Origin of the sequence: Streptomyces sp. FH025 (genome assembly GCF_017427025.1) — a bacterium.
GTDB lineage: Bacteria > Actinomycetota > Actinomycetes > Streptomycetales > Streptomycetaceae > Kitasatospora.
The window spans coordinates 33909-40327 of record NZ_JAFLNG010000002.1; the positions used below are offsets into that span (position 1 = coordinate 33909).

The following is a 6419-nucleotide window of genomic DNA, read 5'->3' on the forward strand; positions in this document are numbered from 1 at the left end:
AGGCCCGGACCGCGCGTGTGGCGGTCCGGGCCTGCGGGTCTCCCCCGTCGAAGTTGGTCTTATGAGCCGGCGGTGGCGGCTTCCAGGGTGGTGGCCATGATGGGGCTGGTGAAGGTGTTGGTGGCGTCTCCCGAAGACGGGTGGTAGGCGCCCCACTTGAGGTAGTTGCGGTCGCCGTCCCAGGTGGTGCCCTTGAAGGTGCCCGAGCCCGTGGTGAAGGTCTGCTTGACGCCGTCGAACCAGAAGTCGATGGTGCCGTCGGTGCGGCCCAGGCGGATCTTCAGGGCGTAGGAGTGCCACTCGTTGTTCTTGACCGGCGCGGTCCACAGGGGGTGGGCGACGTGCTGGGTGTCCCACTCCTGGAGGCGGATGCGGCCGGTGGTCGCGTCGATCTCGATGGGGTGGTTGGCGGTGTCGGTGCTCGGGGAGCACTTGAGCTGGAAGACGTAGCGGCTGTTGGTGTCCTTGATGTCCACCTTGGACGACCAGCCCAGGTAGAAGGTGTCGCCCTCCTTCAGGTCGGGGCTGAGCGTCTCGCAGCGCTCCTCGCCGCCCGCCTGGAAGGCCCGCCACACGTTGCCCTTGGCGGCGTCCTTGGTGACGCCGAAGTTGCCGGCCGCGCACTGGACGGCGGCGAAGGAGGACGGGCCCTTGGCGGTGCTCGGGGTCCACAGGACCGTGCCCGCTGTAGCGGCGGAGGAACTGCCGCAGGAGATCGCGAGGGTGGCGAGGGCCATGGCCGCGACGGTGGCCTTGCGGTGGTGGGGCAGAGGGGACATGCCGCTCCCGGGGGAAGTGAATGGTCGGATCGCTGCGTGTGATTCGACCATCTGACGGCCCGTCGGACCAGGCGGAACGACCGGCGGAAGTAGCCGAAGGGCCACTTCCGCCGGTTCGGTCAGTACTGGGTGGTGACGGTGACGCCGCTGAACGCGGTCTTGCCGTAGAGGCTGATGTAGCGGTAGCCGGCCGTCGAGTTGGTGACGGTGATGCTCTGGTTGCCGTTGTTGGTGGACGAGGCGGTGTAGGCGGTGTCGGAGGCCCAGGTGCCGGAGTTGTAGTAGAGGTAGGCCGTGCCGGTGCCGCCGGTCGTGGTGACGTTGAGGGTCACGGTGCCGGCGGGCATGTAGATGTACAGCATGTCCAGGCTGCCGGCGTCGGCGGAGCGGCCGGTGCGGAAGCAGTTGCGGTCCATGGCCCGCGCGTCCGCCCCGGTGCAGGCGGTGGGGGCGGCCGGGGGAGTGGCGGTGACGGGCTTGCTGGTGGTGGCGGTCTTCCCGTTGCTGTCGGTGACGGTCAGCGTGACGGTGTAGGTGCCGGGCGCGGCGTACGTCTTCCACGGGGAGGCCTCCGTGGAGGTGGTGCCGTCGCCGAAGTTCCAGGCCCGGGAGGTGATGGTGCCCTTGCCGCCGGTCTCCGTGGAGCGGTCGGTCAGTTGGGCGGTCAGGCCGGTGACGGTGGCGTCGAAGGCGGCGGTCGGCGTGCCCGGGGACAGGCAGAGGTCGGTGGCGCAGGCGTCGAGCCAGGAGTTGAAGCCGGCGTCGTAGAGGGTGCCGATGGCGTTGTAGTAGCCGTAGCCCTGGGCGTAGTTGCCGGTGCGGAAGTAGTAGAGCATGCCCTGGATGACGCTCGGGTACCGCTCGACCATGTGGCGCACGGCCAGGTAGCCCCACGGGTAGGTGCGGGTGAGGTCACTGTTGAGGTAGGTGCTCTGGAACAGGGTGCTGAGCGTGTAGGTGTGCTTGGGGGCCTGGGCCACCGCCATGGTGTCGGTGACGCCTCGGTAGGTGTAGGAGACGTACTCGGCGACGCCTTCGAGCCACCACAGGTCGGGGACGCTGACCTGCTGCCAGAAGTCGCCCTTGAAGTCGTAGCGGGCGTCCAGGACGTGGGCGTACTCGTGGTTGAGGTTCCAGATCCGGGCGGTGAAGCCGTTGTCGGTCGGGTGCCGGTACATGATCGAGACGACCTGGTTGGCCGGCTTGCTCGGGTCGCCGGTCAGGGTGATGCCGCCGTTGTTGGTGTTGGCGCCGAAGATCGCCCCGGCGTAGGTGCGGTAGTCCGCCTGGCTGGCGAAGACCACGATCTGCACGGACGACTCGTACTGGCCCGGGACGGGGCCGTTGTCCCTCACGAGGTTGTGGAAGAACGCGTCCTCGCCCTTGAGGTTGGCGCAGACGGCGGCGAGGTCGGCCGCGGTCAGGTCCTGCGCCAGGATGGTGCGGCCGGCGTCGCAGGTGTAGCTGATCGGCAGCGCGGCCTTCGTCAGCCGGTTGGTCAGGTCGCAGACGCCGTAGTAGGAGCACTGGTCCGGGTCGAAGAAGTTGGCCCTGGCGGCGGTACCGACCCACAGCGGGGCGGTCGGGCCGGTCATCGACGAGGTGTCGAGAAGGGCCTTGACCAGCGGCCGAACCTTGGCCTGGAAGGCCGGGTACTTGAGGAAGCGGGCCACTTCGAAGCCGGCGTTGGCGTCCAGATACGCGTTGTCGGTGCCCAGCAGGTCACGGTGGTTCCGGGCGAAGGCGTTGAGCGTGTCGATGATGCTCGGGTCCGCGGTGACGGCGGTGACGAAGTCCGGGACGTCATGGCCGCGGTCCAGCGCGTTGAAGACGCTGTTGACGAGGTTGGCCAGGTTCTTGGAGGCGTTGTACGAGTCGTTGTAGCCGTTCACTACCTGCTTGTAGGTGCCGAGGTAGCGGCCCTGCAGACTCGTGTTGTCGGTGAGGATGACGACTTCGGAGGCGACCTGGCCGTTGGCGTCGGTCGCATCGGCGAAGTGCGGGCCGGCTATGAACGTGTCGATGCCGCGTGCCACCGCGCCGGTGAGCGAGCTGTCGAAGCCGGGGATGTGCTTGGGGTCGTTGGACTGCACGTAGTAGCCGGCGCGCAGGAAGAGGACGAGCTGCTGGACGCTCGTGGAGTTGTCCCCGGGGTAGGTGGCGGCGGCGCCCTGGAAGGCGTCGGCCACCGTCGCCATCTGGCTCTGGCGGAACACCGCCGAGGCCTCCGAGCCGGATGTGTAGAACAGCGTGCTGACGCACTGGGGCGTCGAGGCCTTGACGAAGGACACGAGGGCGGCGCCGGAGCGGCCGCTGAAGTCGGCCGGGGAGCACGACGCGGTGGCCGCGGGGGCCGCCGCGAAGGCGTGCGGAGCGGCCTTGGACGGGGCCGGCTCGGGCGAGGCCGGCGCACTGAGCGGCGGAAGCTGGGCGGGCGTGAGCCGGTGACCCTGCGGCACGCCGGGGCTGGCGGGGTCCGTGGTGGCGGCGCCGGTCAGCGGCAGGCGATCGGCGGAGGCCGGCCGGACGGAGGGGACGGGTGTGGGCGTGGGAGCGGCGGCCAGGCTCGGCGTGGCCGCCAGGCCGAGGAGGGTGGTGGTGGCCGCGGCGATCGAGGCCAGGAATATGGGCACGCGTGAGAGCGGACGCAACGTCAATCCTTAGTGGGGGAGGTCAGACGAGAGCGCACCTCAGGCGGGGGAGGGGGAGGCGGCTGGAGCGCGCGCCGCATGCTCTCACGGCGTCCGGCGAGGTTAATAGGGTGTGACATGTCATTGACGGATCTTCGGACCCGGCATGGCCGGAACCCGACGGTGGCCGACGCGATCCGGGCACCTTCCGGGCGCCGAAACGGCGACGACCTGGCCGCTCTGCGGTGGCCAGGTCGTCGGGACGGTGCGGGATCCGCCGGCTACGGGGTGCGCGGCTGCCCGGTGTTCCCGGTGTTCTCGGCGTTCTCCTCGAAGGGCTCGTCGTAGGAGGAGGTGCCCTCGTCCAGCAGCGGCTCCTGCGTCTTGAGGTGCGCCGGGGCCAGCGCCCGCAGGGTGTGGTAGCCGGTGATGACGACCAGGGTGCCCAGCGCGATGCCGCTGAGGCTGAAGGTGTCGGTGAACTTCATCGTCACGTTGCCGATGCCGATGATGATGCCCGCCGCGGCCGGCACCAGGTTCAGCGGGTTGCGCAGGTCCACCCGGGCCTTGGTCCAGATCTGCGCGCCGAGCAGGCCGATCATGCCGTACAGGATGACGGTGATGCCGCCGAGCACCCCGCCGGGGATCGCGGCCACGATGGCGCCGAACTTGGGGCAGATGCCGAACAGCAGCGCGAAGCAGGCCGCGGCCCAGTAGGCGGCGGTGGAGTAGACCCGGGTGGCGGCCATGACGCCGATGTTCTCCGAGTACGTGGTGTTCGGCGGGCCGCCGAGCGCGGTGGAGAGCATCGAGCCGACGCCGTCGGCGGAGATCGCGGTGCCGAGCTTGTCGTCCAGGTGCTGGCCGGTCATCTCGCCCACGGCCTTGACGTGCCCGGCGTTCTCGGCGACCAGCGCGATCACCACGGGCAGCGCGACCAGGATCGCCGACCACTGGAAGGAGGGGCCGTGGAAGGCGGGCAGGCCGATCCAGTCCGCCTTGCCGACGCCCGACAGGTCCAGGCGCCAGTGGTCGGTCATGTGGCCGCCGGCGTCCACCGAGTGGATCTTCCCGAAGACCCGGTCGAACAGGAAGGAGATCCCGTACCCGAAGAGCAGGCCGAGGAAGATCGCCACCCGGGACCAGAAACCGCGCAGGCACACCACCGCGAGCCCGGTGAACAGCATCACCAGGATCGCCGTCCACTGGTCCTGCGGCCAGTACGTCGAGGCGGTGACGGGGGCCAGGTTGAAGCCGATCAGCATGACGACCGCGCCGGTGACGATCGGCGGCATCGCCGCGTGGATGATCTTCGCCCCGAACCGCTGGACCGCCAGGCCCACCAGGAACAGCGCCACGCCCACCACGAACACCGCGCCGGTCACCGTCGCGCTGGTGCCGCCCTGCGCCCGGATCACCGCGGCCACGCCCACGAAGGACAGCGAGCAGCCGAGGTAGCTGGGCACCCGGCCGCGGGTGGCCAGCAGGAAGATCATGGTCGCGACGCCGGACATCATGATCGCCAGGTTGGGGTCGAGCCCCATCAGCACGGGCGCCACGAAGCTCGCGCCGAACATGGCCACCACGTGCTGGGCGCCGAGCCCTGCCGTGCGGGGCCAGGAGAGCCGTTCGTCGGGGCGGACGACCGCTCCCGGTGCGGGCGTACGCCCGTCACCGTGCAGCTTCCAGCGCACGCCGAGATCCATGGTGGGGTTTCGCTTTCTTCGAACTTTCGGGGAACTGTGCGCACCATTCTGGTGGTCCCCGGGCCCCGCGCGCGCCACCGGCCCCGCTGCTGACCTGCGTACTCGCACGGGAGCGGGGCCGGACGGGCGCGGTAGGAGGTCAGTGCCGCGCCTCGGCGGCGGCCTTCAGGTCGGTGAGCCACGCCTGGAGGCCCTGGCGCAGGATCGCGGTCGCGGCCGGGCGACGCTCCGCGCCGCCGGGACTCGGGAGGCGATTCGCCCCCGCGAGCGGGAGGTGCCCCCCACCCGGGCGTCAACGCCCGGGGTTCCTCGCTGGATCACGCTGAACATCGCGCCTTCGCCCCGGCCCGCGCGAACATGCGGGCCGGGGCGAAGGCGTGTCCGGGGGCGGGGTCAGCGCAGGCCGGCGAAGAGGTCCTGTTCGGGGAGGGCGGCGCCGGTGGTGTCGCGCACGCGCAGGTAGGCCTCCCGGCCCATGAGTTCGGTGAAGCGCTCCCGGCCCATCTTGAGGAAGAAGATGTTCTCGCTCTGGCTGGCGTGGGCGGCCAGCGCGTCGAACTTGCGGTCGCCGAAGGCGGCGGCGTCCACCCAGGTGGTGATCTCCTCGTCGGGCAGCCCGATCTGCGGCGGCTCGGGGGCCTGGCCGTCGGGCCCCGACCCGTTGGGCCCCGACCCGTTGGGCTCGGCGGGGGCGTCCCAGTCGCCGCCGGACTCGCGTACGGCCTCGCCGACGCGTCGCATCATCGAGTGCGGGGCGGTGGTCCAGTAGACCTTGGGGTCCAGGTCGGGGACGAGGGCCAGGGCGGCCATGGTGATGCGGTTGGCCTGGATGTGGTCGGGGTGGCCGTAGAAGCCGTTCTCGTCGTAGGTGACGACGACGTCGGGGCGGTGCAGGCGCATCAGGTCGGCGAGGCGGGCGGCGCCGTCGGCGACGGGGGTGCTCCAGAACGAGCCGGGTGCGTCGTTGGCGGGCCAGCCCATCATTCCGGAGTCGGCGTAGCCGAGCATCTCCAGGTGGCCGATGCCGAGGATGCGGCAGCTGGCCTGGAGTTCCCTGAGGCGCACGGCGGCGACGGCGGCCGGGTCGTGGCCGTCCTCGCCGGGCTTGACGCCGCCGGGGCCGTCGCCGCAGCCGCCGTCGGTGCAGGTGACGAGGACGGTGCGCACGCCCTCGGCGGCGTAGCGGGCCAGGGTGCCGCCGGTGCCGGTGGCCTCGTCGTCGGGGTGGGCGTGCACTGCCATCAGCGTCAGGGGCCGCTCGGCCATGGTGGTGTCCTTGCGTCGGTCGGGTGGTCGGCCCCCAA

Annotated in this window: 4 protein-coding genes; all 4 read right to left on the reverse strand. The window is 70.7% G+C overall.

Annotated features, from left to right (window positions below; all coding sequences use genetic code 11):
- Nucleotides 1-59: 59 nt before the first annotated feature.
- A complete protein-coding gene (locus J0670_RS00330; RefSeq protein WP_207808416.1) occupies nucleotides 60-779 on the reverse strand; it encodes a heparin lyase I family protein in 720 nt (239 codons plus the stop codon).
- A gap of 119 nt (nucleotides 780-898) precedes the next feature.
- On the reverse strand, nucleotides 899-3412 hold the full coding sequence (locus J0670_RS00335) for a collagenase (protein WP_207808417.1): 2514 nt from the start codon (nucleotides 3410-3412) through the stop codon (nucleotides 899-901).
- 278 nt (nucleotides 3413-3690) lie between these two features.
- Complete coding sequence (locus J0670_RS00340; RefSeq protein ID WP_207808418.1) at nucleotides 3691-5115, reverse strand: uracil-xanthine permease family protein; 1425 nt, start codon at nucleotides 5113-5115, stop codon at nucleotides 3691-3693.
- Nucleotides 5116-5508: 393 nt separating this feature from the next.
- On the reverse strand, nucleotides 5509-6381 hold the full coding sequence (locus J0670_RS00345) for a PIG-L family deacetylase (RefSeq protein WP_207808421.1): 873 nt from the start codon (nucleotides 6379-6381) through the stop codon (nucleotides 5509-5511).
- Between the last annotated feature and the right edge of the window lie 38 nt (nucleotides 6382-6419).